The following is a 13,644-nucleotide window of genomic DNA, read 5'->3' on the forward strand; positions in this document are numbered from 1 at the left end:
CCATCCGGTCCCCCCTCCGCTCCGAACCCCTGGTGACAGATCAGGACCGAGCACGGAGGAAACGATCATGAGCACCATCCGTCCCACCCGAGTCACCGCCTCCATAGGCGTCGCGCTGGCCCTCACCCTCGGCCTGTCCGCCTGCGGCAGCGACATGCAGGACGACGCCACCCCGCAGAGCACGCCGATGACCACCTCGGCTCCCGAGATGACCGACCACACCATGGACGAGGGTGCGAGCGCGGTCATGCCGATGAGCACCGGCGACCCGTTCGTCGATCTCCGCACCGCGGCTCAGCACATGCCGGAGACGGCGACGACCCTGGCCGGCGGGTTCGTCACCGCCCTCGAGATCCCCGGCGAGGTCGACTCCGACGCCGCCGGGCTCCGGGCCGCCCTCACGTCTCTTCTGCAGGAGCACGTCTACCTCGCCGGCACCGCCGTGGCGACGGCATACGCCGCCGGCCCCGACTCGCCGGAGTTCGAGGCCGCCGCGGCCACCCTCGACGAAAACTCCGTCGCGCTCTCCGAGGCCATCGGCTCGCTCGCCGGCGCGGACAAGGGCGAGGCGTTCCTCACGCTGTGGCGCGACCACGTGGGCTACTTCGTCGACTACGCCGTCGCCGCGCAGGCCGGGGACACGGCCGGCCTCGAGGAGGCCACCGCGAACCTCGAGGGCTACACGCAGGAGGCCGGGGCCTTCTTCGAGAAGATCAGCGCCGGGGAGCTGCCGGCGGACGCCATCGCCGAGGCGCTGAGCATGCACGTCACCACGCTCTCGGCCGCCATCGACGACCTCGCGGCCGGTAGCCCCGAGGCCTACGCCTCGCTGCAGCAGGCGGCGTCGCACGTCGTCGACGGCGCCGCGACGATCGCCACCGGGCTCGCGACCGCCACCGACATGGCCGGAGACCCGAACGACGAGGCGGCGACGCTGCGGGCGCAGCTCACCGCGCTGCTCCAGGAGCACGCCTACCTCGCCGGTCTCGGGGTCTTCACCGCGTACACCACCGAGGGCGGTACCGGGTCGGAGGCGTTCGAAGCCGCCGCGGGTGTCCTCGACGGGAACTCCGTCGCGCTCGCCGAGGCCGTGGGCTCGCTGGCCGGGCCGGAGCAGGAGGAGGCGTTCCTCCCGCTGTGGCGTGAGCACATCGGCTACTTCGTCGACTACGCCGACGCCGTCGCCTCCGGTGACGACGAGGGCGCGCAGGAGGCCCTGATGGAGCTCGACACCTACCGCGGTACGGCCGGTGACTTCTTCGAGGAGATCTCGGCGGGCGAGCTGCCGTCCGAGGCCGTCGCCGAGGGGCTGGCCATGCACGTGCAGACCCTCGCCGGGGCGATCGACTCGCTCAACGTCACGCTCGTCAACCCGAGCTGAGGGACCTCCGGTGGGTCACCCGGGCCCCGCACACGCCTCGGAACGTCTGCGGGACCCGGCTCGTCAGGGCACACTGGCCCGGTGACCTCGCCCGGGCGTGACTCCGCCGGCACGGCGCCCCCGCCCGGACCGGGCCGCCTGACGGCGCTCTTGCAGCAGGTCGCAGGCGGTGACCAGGTGGCCTTCGCGGCCCTCTACGACGAGGCCGCCCCCATGGTCTACGGGACCGCCCTGCGGGTGCTGCGGGACGCCGACCACGCCGCCGAGGTGACCCAGGAGGTCATGACCGAGGTGTGGCGGACGTCTGTCCGGTTCGACGCGGCGCGGGGCACCGCGCAGGCGTGGATCGCCACGATGGGCCACCGCCGGGCGGTGGACCGCGTCCGCGCCGTGCAGTCCCAGCGCGACCGCGACGGCCTCGCCGCCGCGCAGGCCTACGAGCGTCCGTACGACGACGTCCAGGAGACGGTGGAGCGAACCGTGGACCAGAGCAGGGTGCAGGAGTGCCTCGCCGGGCTGAGCGACCTTCAGCGCGACGCCGTCCTCCGGGCCTTCTACGGCGGCCGCAGCTACCGGGAGGTCGCGGCGGACACCGGCGCGGGGCTCCCGACCATCAAGTCCCGCATCCGCGACGGGCTGATCCGCCTCCGGGCCTGCCTGGGGGTGGACTGACGTGCGCGAGCAGGACGAGTACCGCGAGCTGCTGGGGGCCTGGGCGCTCGACGCCGTCGACGCCGACGAGCGGGCCGACGTCGAGCGGGCGATGGCGCGCGACCCCGAGCTGGCCGCCGAGGCCCGCGCGTTGCGGGAGGTGACCGCCCGGCTCGCCGCGGACAGCGCAGCGCCACCGCCGGCGACGGTCCGCGCCCGGACGCTCGACGCGATCGCCCGGATCCCGCAGGGGTCGGCCCATCCGGCGGATGGACCCCAGCCCACGGGCGGCCCGGCCGTCGCTCGACCCACGACGCCAGGGGAGTCCGAGGGCGCCGACGTCGTCCCGCTCGCGCCGTACCGCGCGCGCCGGAGGGAGCGCTGGCTCGTCGCCGCGGCGGTCCTTGTCGCCGCCGCCGTCCCGAGCGTCCTCGCGATCGACCAGAGCCGTCGCGCCGAGGAGGCCGAGCAGCAGGTCGCCGCCGTCGCGGAGGCGCTCGCGGAGCCCGGTGCCGAGCTCGTCAGCGCGGACGTCGCCGGCGGCGGGAGGGCCGTCGCCGTCGTCGGCGCCGACGCGGCCCTGTTCGCCGCGGACGGGCTCTCCGACCTCACCGACGACGAGGTCTACCAGCTCTGGGTCGTCGACGACGACGGCGCCGCGTCGGCGGGGGTCCTCGTCGTCGCCGACGGGCGGGTCAGCACGGAGGTGGACGACCTTCCGGACGGCGCCGTGCTCGCCATGACGGTCGAGCCCGCGGGTGGGTCGACGCAGCCCACGAGCGACCCGGTCGTCGCGTTGTCCGGGCAGGGCTGAGGAGAGGCGACCCAGTCCCTCGGAGTAGGTCGTCTGCTGGTGGGTCCGCGGTCACGGCCGTTGCGGGAAGCTGATGCGCATCAGCCGGCTGTCGGCCCAGTCGTCGAGCCGAGTCGGCCGGATGGTGCCGGGGTCGTGGGGCTGGTTGAGATCCGCGACGATCTCCGCCAGCACGGCGTGACGTTCGGCTGGGTCGGTGACCGGCGTGGCCCGTGCGGGCAGATCGGCACGGATCCCGTTCTTGAGGTGGAAGGTGAAGTCGGGGTTGGTGAGAAGGTTCGCATGCCAGTCGGTCGCGGCACCCCCGGCGCCGCTGCACAGGTAGGTGGCGCCCGCGGCCCGGTAGAAGAAGATCTCGATGCGGCGCGGGCGGCCGGTGCGGCGCCCCAGTGTCGTGATGTCGATGATCCGTTCGCGGGTGCCTGCGGCGGGGGTGATCTCGATGGCTCGCCGGATGTGCTCGGGCAGGTGCGACAAGGACGCGTCCCGTGCGGAGTCGTCCCCTCCGGTCGCGTCTGGACTGCTCATGCGGTCTCGGCCTGAAGGGCGGGGCCGAGGAGGAGCCCACCGTCGATGACGTACTCCGACCCCGTGATGAACGACGCGTCCGAGGACGTGAGGAACAGGAGAAGCCGGGTGACGTCGGTCGGCTCTCCCAGGCGCGGGATGGCGAACGGCTCGGGTGAGTAGAAGTCGGCGATGGCCACGGTGGCGCCGGCTGCGGGCTCGTTGATGAACGAGGTCGCGATCACGCCGGGGTGGATGGTGTTCACGCGGATGTGGTCCCGGCCGAGCTCGAGTGCTGCCGTCTGGGTCAGACCTCGCACGGCCCACTTGCTGGCGACGTACGGCGCATAGTGCGCCGTGCCACCCAGGCCCATGGTCGAGGCGATGTTGACGATGGCTCCCCCTGATGCGCGGCGCAGAGCGGGCGCGGCCACCTTGATGCCGAGGAAGGTCCCGGTGAGGTTGACGTCGAGGATCCGCGACCACGTGGCCTGGTCCGTCTTCTCGATCGGCGCCGGCGGGTTCTGGACGCCGGCGTTGTTGACGAGCACGTTCAGGGCGCCGAAGGCGCTCTCGGCCGTCAGCACGGCGGCGGACCACGAGCTCTCGTCGGTGACGTCGAGGTGGACGAAGCGAGCGCGGTTCCCGAGCTCGTCGGCGAGAGCGGCGCCGCGTTCGACGTCGATGCCGCCAATCACCACGTTCGCCCCCTCCGCGTGAAAGGCGCGTACATGGCTCGATCCCTGGCCACCGGACCCCCCGGTCACGAGCACGGTCTGGTCGTCGAAACGGCGCATCAGATGTCCCTTCAGTACGTGTGACTGACCGGGATCATCGGTGATGAACGGCGGCCAATGGTGAGCCAGGTGACTCACCACTGCCTGACACTAGGTCCGCCGCAATGGTGAGTCAAGCCACTCACCTCGTATGGTTGGCCCATGAGCAGGGTCGTGACCACGTATCACCAGCGCATCGCCCAGGAGAAGCGCGCGCTGATCGTGGCGGCCGCGACCGCACTGTTCCTCGAGCTGGGCTACGACCGGACGTCGCTGGCGCGGGTCGCCGAGGCCTCGGGCGTGTCTCGGGCCACCTTGTTCAAGCAGTTCCCGAGCAAGGCTGCCCTGTTCGACGCCATGGTCACCGAGTCCTGGTCCACCGCCGACGAGGAGGAGCCTCCGCCAGCGGGCAACATCGTTGACGGGCTCACCACCATCGGTCGCCGCTACGCCGAGCTGTTGAGCCGGCGCCAGATGACCGACCTGTTCCGAATCGTCATCGCCGAGCTGCCGCGATTCCCCGAGCTCGCCAATGCCCAGTTCTCGCAGGGGAAGATGCCCTACTTCGAGTCCGTACGCCGCTACCTGCAGGCCGAGCACGAGGCCGGAACGGTGCGGGTCGAGGACGTGGACCTCGCCGCCACCCAGTTCCTCGGCATGATCTCCAACTACGTCTTCTGGCCGACACTCCTGGTGCCGGGCTGGGAGGTGAGTGCCGAACGCGTCGCTCAGGTGGTCGACGAGGCCGTGCGCACCATGGCAGCCCGGTACGCCGTGGCTGGCCCAGGGCCGTCCACCGACGACTGAGCCCCGCCGACCGCGAGTGTGTCCCCCCGCCACGCGGGGCTCAGGCCCCGGTTCCCGCGCCGCGCGCCCGGCGCTCAGGCCGGTCCGGCGACCACGGTGAGCAGCGGCGGGTGCGAGGCCAGCGTGCCGGCGACCGCCCGCAGCGCGAGGAGCTCGGCGCCGTCGAGCGCGCCGCCGAGCGGGGCCTCGAGGACGACGTCGGGGCGCAGACGGGCGAGCTCGGCGGCAAGGGGCACAGTGAGGATCTCGCCGGCACCGAAGATCCCGCCGGTGTAGGAGGCGCGGGGCGGCACGGGCGGCAGGAGCGCCGCGGCCAGGCTGCGGGCCTGCTCCCGGGCCGCGGCGCCGACGACGTCGCCGGCGACCGCGTCACCGTCCCGGGCGAGGTCGAGCACGTCGGCCGCGAAGGAGGCGAGCAGGCCCGCTCGGTCCTCGCGGGTGTAGATCTCCCGGGTGAGCGCCTCGGGCTCCCCGAACCGGCTCCGCGCCGCGGCGAGCAGGTCCGCGGCGTCCGTGCGGCGCCCGTCGTGCTGCTCGAACGCCGCGGTGAGGCCGCGGGCGCCGATCCACGAGCCGGACCCGGCGTCGCCGAGGACGTGGCCCCACCCGTCGACCTTGTGCCAGGTGTCGGCGAGGTCCGTGCCCAGGGCGGTGCACCCCGTCCCGGCGAGGACGACCGCCCCCGGCTCGCCACCCAGCGCGCCGACGGTGGAGGTGACGGCGTCGGAGGCGACGACCGTCGGTACGGCGCCGAGCCGCTCCCGGACCGCGTCCGCGATGGCGTGGGCGCCGTCGCCGAGGGTGAGCAGGCCGCTGAGCCCCACGCAGGCCCCGTCGACGTCGCCGGCGTCGAGCCCGAGGTCGTCGATGAGCGCGGTGACGAGGGGGACCGCGACGAGGCCCGCCCCGCTGACCCGCAGCCCCCCGCCGGTGGCGGTGCGCTGCGGGCCGGCGGTCGAGGTCCACCGCGCGCGGGAGCCCGAGCCGCCGAGGTCGACGGCCAGCGTCCCGGCCACGGGGCTACTTCCCCATGCCGGCGGTGAGGCCGGAGATGATCTGCTTGGTGGCGACGAGGAAGAGGAGCACCAGCGGGGCCGTGGCGATGACGAGGCCGGCGAAGAGCGTCGACCAGTCGGTCTGGTACTCCCCGAAGAAGGTCGTCAGGCCGACGGGCAGGGTGTAGTTCGCCCGGTCCCGGATGAGGATGAGCGGGTAGAAGAAGTCGTTCCAGATGGGCACGAACCGGAACACGACGACCGTGGCGATCGCCGGCCGCACGAGCGGCATCATCACGCTCCAGAACATCCGCAGCGGCCCGGCGCCGTCGAGCCGGGCCGCCTCCTCCAGCTCGCCCGGCAGCTGCCGGAAGAACGTCGCGAGGACGAACACCGAGAACGGGATGCTCACCGCCGCGTAGACCATGATCAGGCCGGTCTTCGTGCTCACCAGCCCGAAGGACTCGAGCAGGTAGAAGATCGGCAGGATCATGAGGAACACCGGCATCATCAGGCCGGAGATGAACACCGACTCGATCGCCGCGACGATGCGCGAGCTGCTGCGGGCCAGCGCGTACGCCGCGAGCAGGGACACCACGGTGGAGATGGTCACCGAGGTGACCGTGACGAGGATCGAGTTCCAGAAGTACGTGCTGAACGATGCCTCGATCCAGGCCCGCTGGTAGCTCGAGAAGTCCGGCGGGAAGGGCAGCCCGAGCGGTTCGGTCGCCAGCTCCCGGTTGGGGCGCAGCGAGTTCGTCACCATGACGAGCAGCGGGACGACGGCGATGAGCGCGTAGATCCACAGCGCCACGGACGTCACCGCCGACGCGAGCGGGGAGCCCGTGCGCCGGCGGCGGCGGTTGGCGCGCGGCGGGGCCGGGTCCTCGACCGGGACCCGCGCGGCGCTCTGGGTGGTCATGCTCATGCTCAGAACAGCTTTCTCTCGGTCTGCCGGAACCAGCGCGTGAACAGGACGGACAGCCCGAAGATGACGATGAACAGGAGGATCGCGATCGACGAGGAGATCCCGATCGCGTTGGACGACCCGGACTCGAACGCGGTGCGGTAGAAGATCAGCGACATGACGTCCGTCGCGCCGGCCGGGCTACCGGTCGACCCACCGAGGGCGTAGGGGATCGGGAAGGACTCCATCGCCCCGATGAACGTCAGGACGCTCACGGTCCCGATGACCGGGATGAGGAGCGGCAGGGTGACGCGGAAGAACCGCTGGGGCCCGGAGGCGCCGTCGAGCTCCGCCGCCTCGTCGATCTCCGGGGAGATGCCGCCGAGGGCCGCCCCGTACAGGAGCATCGGGAAGCCGACCCACTGCCAGGCGGTGACGAGGACGACGACCCACAGGGCCGTCGACGGGTCGCCCAGCCACGGCAGCGCGAGGGACTCCAGACCGACCTGACGCAGCAGGGCGTTGACCGGCCCGAACAGCGGTGACAGCAGCAGTGACCACAGGTAGCCGATGACGAGCGGGCTCACGAGGTAGGGCAGCGTGTACAGCGTCTGGAAGAACCGGCGGAAGCGCTCCCGCCGGTGCAGCAGGACGGCGAGGAGCATGCCGACCGAGTTCTGCACCACCATCGCACCCGCGAAGAGCAGGAGGTTGTGCCCGAACGCGCGCGGCACCTGGCTCCGGTAGGGCTCGGCGGTGAAGAGATGGACGAAGTTCGCCATCCCGACGAACTCGCCCTGCGTCGTGCCGCGCCAGGAGAACAGGGCGTAGGTGAACGCCGTCACCATCGGGTAGAGGACGAAGACGGCGAAGAGGATCGCGGCCGGCGCCAGGAAGAGCAGGGCCGTGCCCGTGGGCAGCGCCGCCGTACGGCGGCGCTGCCCACGTCCCTTCGGGGTGAGCTGGTCGGTGGCGCTCACTGTCCGGGGGTGAACCATTCGGAGAGCCCGCCCTGGATGTCGGCCGCGACCTGGGCCGGGTCCTTGTCACCGAGCAGGAGCTCCTGCGCGCCCTGGCCCATGAGGTCGGTGCCGAGCGGCTCGCCGTAGCGGAAGTTCACCAGGTGCAGGTAGGGCGCCGGGCTCTCCTGGTACATCTCCCACATCTCGGACATGAGCGGGTCGGAGAACTCGACACCGGGGACCGGGGAGAACTGCTTGAGGTCGTCGGCGACCATCTGGCCGAAGTCCTGGGTGGCGAGCCACGCGATGAGCGTCTCGGCGGCCTCGGTCTGCGTCCCGTTGGCGTTCATGCCCCAGTTGCCGTCCGCGTAGGCGGGGGTGACGGCCTCCTCGAGGACCGCCTCCGGCGCCGGCGGGACCTGGAAGACGCCGAGCTCGAGGTCGGGGTTCTGCTCCTGGAAGAAGGCCAGCTCGAAGGAGCCGCCGGGGAACATCGCGGCCTGCTCGCTGGTGAAGAGCACCTGGGAGTCGGTGTAGCTCACGCCCACGACGTCGGGGGACATGAACGGCTGCATGTCCTTGAGGGTCTGGATCGACGCGACGTACTGCGGGTCGGTGAACTGCGCCTCGCCGGACAGGACGGCCTCCTCGAACTCCGAGCCGCCGTACTGCGCGGAGCTGAGGATGTCGTGGACGATCGGGAGCATCCACGCGTCGAGGGCGCCGACGGCCATGGGCGTCATGCCGGACTCGGCGATCGCCTCGTTGGCGGCGACGAAGTCCTCCCAGGTCTCCGGCTCCTCGAGCCCGAGCTCCTCGAAGACGGCGACGTTGTAGTACATCTGCAGCGTCTGGGAGGCGAAGGGCACCCCGTAGACCTGCCCGTCCTCGCGGCCCAGGGCGCCGGCGAGGATGGTCTCGTCGAACTCGCGGACCTCGGGGACGATGTCGTCGAGGGCGACGAGGTTCCCGCTCTCGATGAGCGGCTGGAGCTGGCCGTAGCTGCGGACCTGCGCGATGTCCGGCCCGTCGGTGCCCGTGAGGCCCGTGGAAAGGATCTGGTTGTACTCGGTGTTGAGGAACGCCTGGAAGTCGACGGTGATGCAGGGGTTCTCCCCCTCGAACACGTCGAAGATCTGCTCGTAGGTGTCGGCGTCCTCGGTGCGCCAGGACCACACCTTGAGCGTCGACTGCTCGCCGGTGCACTCACCGTCGGCACCCGCGGTGCCCTCGGCGACGGTCTCGGCGTCGGGGTCGGGTGCGTCGTCCGACGGCGCGCACGCGCTGACCAGCAGCAGCGCGGACAGCGCGGCCGCGGACTGGGCGATCGTTCTGCGGTGCATCAGTGTGTCCCTTCGGGGGATGGGGCGGGGCTTGCGGGGGTAGGGGTGGCGACGTCGACGGCGACGCGGACGACGCCGTCGGCACGCGCGAGGGCCTCACCGGCAGCGCGGGCGTCGACGTCCGCGAGCAGCATGACGAGCGCGACCTTGAGGTCACCGTCGGCGAGGTCGAGGGTGCTCTCGCACTCCTCCCGGGAGCGGCCGGTGGCCTGGTGGAGGATCGTCACGGTCCGCGCGCGCAGCTTCGCGTTCGTGGCCACCATGGAGACCATGAGGTTCGACCACGTGCGTCCGAGGCGGACCATGAGCGCGGTGGAGAAGGTGTGCAGGACGAGCTTCTGAGCGGTCGCCGACTTCATCCGGGTGGACCCGGCCAGGGCCTCGGGGCCGGTGTCGAGGATGATCTCGACGTCGACGCCCTCACGCAGGGCCGAGCGCGGGTTGGACGTCACGAGCGCCGTGAGGGCCCCGACCTCGCGGGCGTGGGCCAGCGCGCCGGCGACGAACGGCGTGCGGCCGGACGCGGCGATCCCGATGACGACGTCGCCCGCGGTGACCTCGGCGACGTCGGCGGCGCCGGCCTCGGCGTCGTCCTCGACGTTCTCCGCGGCGCGGACGAGGGCAGCCTCGCCGCCGGCGTGGTGGGCGACGACGACGCCCGGCTCGAGGTTGAACGTGGGAAGGAGCTCGGCGGCGTCGATGACGCCGATGCGTCCGCTCGTCCCGGCACCGACGTAATGGATGGCCCCGCCGGCGCGGACCCGCTCCGCGGCGCCGTCGACGAGCCGGGAGAGCTCCGGCAGGACCGAGGCGACGGCGTCGGGGACGAGGCGGTCCTCCGCGTTGATGAGGCGCAGCAGCTCGAGGGTGGGGACCGTGTCCATGTGGACGGTGCGCTCGTTGCGCTCCTCGGTGGGAGAGTCGACCACCACCCCGTATCGGTGGTCGCTCGGTGCTGACATCATCGGCCTCCTTGACGGCGTCGCCCGGGAATACGAGCGCGCTGGGCAGACGATGCCTGGAATCCGGGTGGATGTCAACACTTTTCATCTACGATTGACGACGGCTGAAGAGATTTTCAGCGGCACCGGCCATGAGGCCTGACGAGAGGGGACGACATGGGGGCTGCACCCACGGGCGACGGGGCCGCCGCGGAGCCCGGTCTCGTCAACCGCGTACGGGCGTCCCTGACGGACCTGCGGCCCGCCGAGCGGCGGGTGGGGGAGGCCGTCGTCGCCGACCCCAGCCTCGTCGCACGGGAGTCGATCACCGCGCTCGCCGCCCGCTGCCGCACGTCGGCGCCCACGGTCGTGCGCTTCGCCAAGCGCATGGGCTTCTCGGGCTACCCCGACCTGCGCCTGGCCCTGGCCATGGCGGCGGGGATCGAGGAGGGGCGCAGCGCTCGCGGCCCGGTCTCCGGCACGCTGGAGCCCTCGGACACGCTCGAGGACCTCGTCGCCAAGATCGGGTACGCGGACGCCCGAGCCGTGGAGGACACCGTCTCCATGCTCGACGTCGCCCAGCTGGCCCGGGCCGTCGACGCGCTCGCGGAGGCCCGGCACGTCGACGTCGTCGGGGTGGGCGCCAGCGGTCTCACCGCCGCCGACCTCTTTCAGAAGCTCGCGCGCCTGGGTATCAACGCCGCCGCGCACGTCGACCGGCACGCCGCCATGACGGCGATCTCGCTGCGGGGCAAGGGCGACGTCGTCGTCGCCGTCTCCAACTCCGGGGCGACCTCCGACGTGCTCGAGCCGGTCCGGCTCGCCAACGCCGGCGGGGCGACGACCATCGGCCTGACCAACCACCCCAGCTCCCCGCTCGCCACGCTCGCCCAGGTGGTGCTCGTGACGACGACCCGGGAGACCACGTTCCGGACCGGCGCGATGGCCAGCCGCATCGCCCAGCTCACCGTCATCGACTGCCTCTTCGTCGCCGTCGCCATGCGCAACACCGGGGCCACGCGCAAGGCGCTGGACGCGACGTTCAAGGCGGTCGCCGACCTCTGAGCCCCCTCCCCTCTTCTTCCCCGTCCCCTCTCTGGTGATCGTGCAGAGATGCCGGCGCCCCCCGGCGTTTCGGCATGATCATGAGGGCGGGGCGACGCGCCCGCCTGGACACCGCCCGGCGCCCTGCGCAAGGGTGGGCGTGCGACGCCCCCTCGACGACGAGGACGACTGGCGGGCTCACAGCGAGGAGCGAGGATGAGGATCGCGGGAGCGCCGATCAGCTGGGGTGTGTGCGAGGTGCCCGGGTGGGGGTACCAGATGAGCCCCGCGCGGGTGCTCGCGGAGATGGCCGCGGTGGGCCTGGAGGCGACCGAGGTCGGACCACGCGGCTGGCTGCCCGAGGAGCCGGCCGAGCGGGCACAGACCCTGTTCCCGTACGGCCTCGACGTCGTCGGCGCGTTCGTGCCCGTCGTCCTCCACGACCCGGACCACGACCCCGTCCCCGAGGTGGAGCGCGAGCTGATGAACTTCGAGGCTGCCGGCGGGGACGTCCTCGTCCTCGCGGCCGCCTCCGGCCTCGTCGGCTACGACGAGCGCCCGGTGCTCGACGAGCGGGGGTGGCGCACGCTCCTGCGCAACCTCGACCGGATCACCGGCCTCGCCGCGGTCCAGGGCGTGCGGACCACGCTGCACCCGCACGTCGGCACCATGGTCGAGAACGGCGAGGAGGTGCGGCGGGTGCTCGAGGACTCGGTGGTAGGGCTGTGCCTCGACACCGGGCACCTCCTCATCGGCGGGACGGACCCCGTCGCGCTCGTCCGGAGGCATGCCGACCGGGTCAACCACGTCCACGCCAAGGACGTGCGCGCCGACCTGGCCGCGCGGGTCCGCGCCGGCGAGCTCACCTACACCGACGCCGTCCGGGCCGGCATCTACGTCCCGCTGGGGGAGGGGGACGTCGACTTCGCGGCGATCGTCGCCGACCTCGGGGAGGCGGAGTTCGACGGGTGGTTCGTCCTCGAGCAGGACACGGTCCTCGCCGGGGAGCCGGTCGACGAGGGCCCGGTGGCGCAGGTCCGCGCTTCGCTCGCCTACCTGCGCGGGCTGGCCGGCGCCTGACCCCGCCCCCTCAGTCGAACGCCGCCGCGACGCCGGGGATGTGCTGGCGGTAGTCCTCGAGCAGGCGCCGGCCGACGGCGATCGAGTCGACGAGCGGGTGGGAGGCGAACGCCCGCCACGCGAGCTCGGCGGAGCGCTCCGCCGACGCGCGCAGGATGAGCTGCTCGCACGCCTTGACCTGCAGGAGGAGCCCGGCCATCTCGCTGGGCAGCGGCGCCACGCGGCGCGGGTGGACGCCGTACCGGTCGACGGTGCACGGCACCTCGAGGACGGCGTCGGCCGGGAGCTGCGGGACCAGGAGGTCACCGCCTGCCGCGTCGTTGCCGACGTCGAGGATCATCGCCGCCCCCGAGCCGGCGCCCGTGACGAGGGCGGTCATGAGGTCGAGCGCCACCTGCTGGTAGCCGCCGCCCTCGACGTCCTCGGCGCGGCGGCCGAAGCGCTCCTCCTCCGCGCGCGACTCACCCATGTAGCTCGACTCGCGCTCGTGACGCGCGCGGTCCCACGCCTCGAGGGAGTGCGCCGGGTCCGCGGCGGCCGTGGCGTAGAAGGCGTTCTGCTGGGCGTCGAGGTACTCCCCGCGGGTCGGGCCGCCGCCGCTGATCCGGGCGACGGCCTCCCGGTTGAAGTAGTAGTAGAAGAGGTACTCGTTGGGCAGGGCGCCGATGGCGCGGACCCAGTCGAACCCCACGAGGCGGGCCTCCTCGATGCCGTCGAGGAGCTCGTCGTCGGCGAGGAGGTCCGGCAGCACATCGCGGCCGTCGACGGTGAGGGTGCGTAGCCAGCCGAGGTGGTTGAGCCCGACGTAGTCGAAGTCGACGTCGCGGGGGTCGCGGCCGAGGACGCGGGCCACCCGGCGGACCAGGCCGATCGGGGTGTCGCAGATGCCGATGACCCGGTCCCCGAGAATCGCGCGCATCGCCTCGGTGATGATGCCGGCGGGGTTGGTGAAGTTGATGACCCACGCCTGCGGCGCGACGGCGCGGATCCGCTCGGCGAGCGCCCGGGCGTGGGGCAGCGTGCGCAGCGCGTAGGCGAGCCCGCCGGGGCCGATGGTCTCCTGGCCGAGGACGCCGAGCGCCAGCGCGACGCGCTCGTCCTGGATGCGCCCCGCCGTGCCGCCGATCCGGATGGCGGAGAAGACGAAGTCCGACCCGCGCAGCGCGGCGTCGAGGTCACCCGTCGCGGTGATGGTGGGCGGGTGGCTCAGGGCGGGCGTGAGCTGGTCGAGGACCGCCGCCATGACGCCCAGGCGCTCGGCCGAGGTGTCGTACAGGCTGATCTCGTCCACCCGGATCCCGGCGTCGGCGGAGGAGACGGCCTCGACGATCTGCGGCACGCGGAACCCGCCGCCGCCGATGATGGTGAGCTTCACGCGAGAAGAACCTCCGGGTCGTGGGGCGGGCGGGTCGTGCGGCCGCGGCACGAGTGCCGTG

At 72.5% G+C, this 13,644-nt stretch carries 14 protein-coding genes; 6 read left to right on the plus strand and 8 right to left on the minus strand.

Annotated elements, in window-relative coordinates; translation table 11 throughout:
* Positions 1-67 precede the first annotated feature (67 nt).
* The 3 genes from EBO36_RS00260 (at position 68) to EBO36_RS00270 (ending at position 2,846) form a co-directional block, all read left to right on the plus strand.
* On the plus strand, positions 68-1,381 hold the full coding sequence (locus tag EBO36_RS00260; RefSeq protein ID WP_122822843.1) for a hypothetical protein: 1,314 nt from the start codon (positions 68-70) through the stop codon (positions 1,379-1,381).
* Between the two features lie 81 nt (positions 1,382-1,462).
* Positions 1,463-2,053 (plus strand): ECF RNA polymerase sigma factor SigK, encoded by a 591-nt coding sequence (gene sigK / locus EBO36_RS00265; protein WP_164471254.1) that lies wholly within the window; start codon positions 1,463-1,465, stop codon positions 2,051-2,053.
* A 1-nt stretch (position 2,054) separates the two neighbouring features.
* Positions 2,055-2,846, plus strand: a complete 792-nt coding sequence (locus EBO36_RS00270) for an anti-sigma factor (RefSeq protein ID WP_122822844.1) — start codon at positions 2,055-2,057, stop codon at positions 2,844-2,846.
* Between the two features lie 51 nt (positions 2,847-2,897).
* On the opposite strand, the gene EBO36_RS00275 is transcribed toward EBO36_RS00270, so the two are convergent.
* Positions 2,898-3,374, minus strand: a complete 477-nt coding sequence (locus tag EBO36_RS00275; RefSeq protein ID WP_122822845.1) for a nitroreductase/quinone reductase family protein — start codon at positions 3,372-3,374, stop codon at positions 2,898-2,900.
* Entirely contained in the window at positions 3,371-4,150 is a 780-nt protein-coding gene (locus EBO36_RS00280) for a glucose 1-dehydrogenase (protein ID WP_122822846.1), read from the minus strand. Before EBO36_RS00280 ends, EBO36_RS00275 begins: the two co-directional genes overlap by 4 nt.
* Before the next feature lie 141 nt (positions 4,151-4,291).
* On the opposite strand from EBO36_RS00280, the gene EBO36_RS00285 reads away from it, so the two are divergent.
* Positions 4,292-4,936, plus strand: coding sequence for a TetR/AcrR family transcriptional regulator (locus EBO36_RS00285; protein WP_122822847.1), 645 nt, complete (start codon positions 4,292-4,294; stop codon positions 4,934-4,936).
* A gap of 74 nt (positions 4,937-5,010) precedes the next feature.
* Here the strand turns inward: EBO36_RS00285 and EBO36_RS00290 are convergent, their stop codons facing one another.
* From EBO36_RS00290 to murQ, 5 genes are read right to left on the minus strand one after another with little or no spacing between them, the layout of a single operon-like run.
* The gene (locus tag EBO36_RS00290; protein WP_122822848.1) at positions 5,011-5,952 is read right to left on the minus strand and encodes an N-acetylglucosamine kinase; all 942 of its coding nucleotides are present in this window, start codon (positions 5,950-5,952) and stop codon (positions 5,011-5,013) included.
* Positions 5,953-5,956: 4 nt separating this feature from the next.
* Positions 5,957-6,859, minus strand: coding sequence for a carbohydrate ABC transporter permease (locus tag EBO36_RS00295; protein ID WP_122822849.1), 903 nt, complete (start codon positions 6,857-6,859; stop codon positions 5,957-5,959).
* A 2-nt stretch (positions 6,860-6,861) separates the two neighbouring features.
* Positions 6,862-7,818, minus strand: a complete 957-nt coding sequence (locus EBO36_RS00300) for a carbohydrate ABC transporter permease (protein ID WP_241237093.1) — start codon at positions 7,816-7,818, stop codon at positions 6,862-6,864.
* The gene (locus EBO36_RS00305; RefSeq protein ID WP_164471255.1) at positions 7,815-9,143 is read right to left on the minus strand and encodes an ABC transporter substrate-binding protein; all 1,329 of its coding nucleotides are present in this window, start codon (positions 9,141-9,143) and stop codon (positions 7,815-7,817) included. The genes EBO36_RS00300 and EBO36_RS00305 overlap by 4 nt, the downstream gene beginning before the upstream one ends.
* The gene (gene murQ / locus EBO36_RS00310; protein WP_122822852.1) at positions 9,143-10,108 is read right to left on the minus strand and encodes an N-acetylmuramic acid 6-phosphate etherase; all 966 of its coding nucleotides are present in this window, start codon (positions 10,106-10,108) and stop codon (positions 9,143-9,145) included. The genes EBO36_RS00305 and murQ overlap by 1 nt, the downstream gene beginning before the upstream one ends.
* A 153-nt stretch (positions 10,109-10,261) precedes the next feature.
* Between murQ and EBO36_RS00315 the strand changes: the two genes are divergently transcribed.
* Together EBO36_RS00315 and EBO36_RS00320 are read left to right on the plus strand one after the other, a co-directional pair.
* A complete protein-coding gene (locus tag EBO36_RS00315; RefSeq protein WP_122822853.1) occupies positions 10,262-11,149 on the plus strand; it encodes a MurR/RpiR family transcriptional regulator in 888 nt (295 codons plus the stop codon).
* Between the two features lie 195 nt (positions 11,150-11,344).
* Positions 11,345-12,208 carry a TIM barrel protein gene (locus tag EBO36_RS00320; protein ID WP_122822854.1) on the plus strand — a complete coding sequence of 288 codons (864 nt, stop codon included), beginning with the start codon at positions 11,345-11,347 and terminating at the stop codon, positions 12,206-12,208.
* 10 nt (positions 12,209-12,218) lie between these two features.
* On the opposite strand, the gene EBO36_RS00325 is transcribed toward EBO36_RS00320, so the two are convergent.
* Positions 12,219-13,583, minus strand: coding sequence for a family 4 glycosyl hydrolase (locus EBO36_RS00325; protein WP_122822855.1), 1,365 nt, complete (start codon positions 13,581-13,583; stop codon positions 12,219-12,221).
* Positions 13,584-13,644 lie beyond the last annotated feature (61 nt).

The sequence above is a fragment of the Georgenia faecalis genome (assembly GCF_003710105.1).
Lineage (GTDB): Bacteria > Actinomycetota > Actinomycetes > Actinomycetales > Actinomycetaceae > Georgenia_A > Georgenia_A faecalis.

What these genes read in the sequence shown, in the direction of transcription:
- EBO36_RS00295 (WP_122822849.1), bottom strand. Translation starts at nt 6,859, where the DNA reads ATGAGCATGACCACCCAGAGCGCCGCGCGGGTCCCGGTCGAGGACCCG.
- EBO36_RS00285 (WP_122822847.1), top strand. Translation starts at nt 4,292, where the DNA reads ATGAGCAGGGTCGTGACCACGTATCACCAGCGCATCGCCCAGGAGAAG.
- EBO36_RS00280 (WP_122822846.1), bottom strand. Translation starts at nt 4,150, where the DNA reads ATGCGCCGTTTCGACGACCAGACCGTGCTCGTGACCGGGGGGTCCGGT.
- EBO36_RS00315 (WP_122822853.1), top strand. Translation starts at nt 10,262, where the DNA reads ATGGGGGCTGCACCCACGGGCGACGGGGCCGCCGCGGAGCCCGGTCTC.
- EBO36_RS00260 (WP_122822843.1), top strand. Translation starts at nt 68, where the DNA reads ATGAGCACCATCCGTCCCACCCGAGTCACCGCCTCCATAGGCGTCGCG.
- EBO36_RS00320 (WP_122822854.1), top strand. Translation starts at nt 11,345, where the DNA reads ATGAGGATCGCGGGAGCGCCGATCAGCTGGGGTGTGTGCGAGGTGCCC.
- EBO36_RS00305 (WP_164471255.1), bottom strand. Translation starts at nt 9,143, where the DNA reads ATGCACCGCAGAACGATCGCCCAGTCCGCGGCCGCGCTGTCCGCGCTG.
- murQ (WP_122822852.1), bottom strand. Translation starts at nt 10,108, where the DNA reads ATGATGTCAGCACCGAGCGACCACCGATACGGGGTGGTGGTCGACTCT.
- EBO36_RS00275 (WP_122822845.1), bottom strand. Translation starts at nt 3,374, where the DNA reads ATGAGCAGTCCAGACGCGACCGGAGGGGACGACTCCGCACGGGACGCG.